Raw genomic sequence first — 427 nt, 5'->3', positions numbered from 1 at the left:
CGCGCCGTTTTTGAGCCCGGAGCAGAACGCCGAGCTCTACCGCGCCTCCAAGGCCATCCTGAAGGAAGCCGGATACGTCGGCGCCGGAACGGTGGAGTTCCTCGTCGGCAGCGACGGCACCATCTCCTTCCTGGAGGTCAACACCCGCCTCCAGGTCGAGCACCCGGTCACCGAGGAAGTCACCGGCATCGACCTGGTCCGCGAGATGTTCCGTATCGCCGACGGCGAAGCCATCGGCTACGACGACCCGGCGGTGCGCGGCCATTCCTTCGAGTTCCGCATCAACGGCGAGGACCCGGGCCGCAACTTCCTGCCCGCCCCCGGCACCGTCACCACCTTCGCCCCGCCCACCGGCCCCGGCATCCGCCTGGACGCGGGCGTGGAGTCCGGCAGCGTGATCGGTCCGGCGTGGGACTCGCTGCTGGCC

General features: G+C 70.0%; 1 protein-coding gene. It reads left to right on the top strand.

Annotated elements, in window-relative coordinates:
- On the top strand, positions 1 to 427 hold a 427-nt coding region (locus JK363_RS41690), incomplete at both ends, for an ATP-binding protein (RefSeq protein WP_443726320.1).

The sequence above is a fragment of the Streptomyces coffeae genome, from assembly GCF_016741875.1.
GTDB lineage: Bacteria > Actinomycetota > Actinomycetes > Streptomycetales > Streptomycetaceae > Streptomyces > Streptomyces coffeae.
This window is presented reverse-complemented; position numbering and strand designations above follow the sequence as displayed.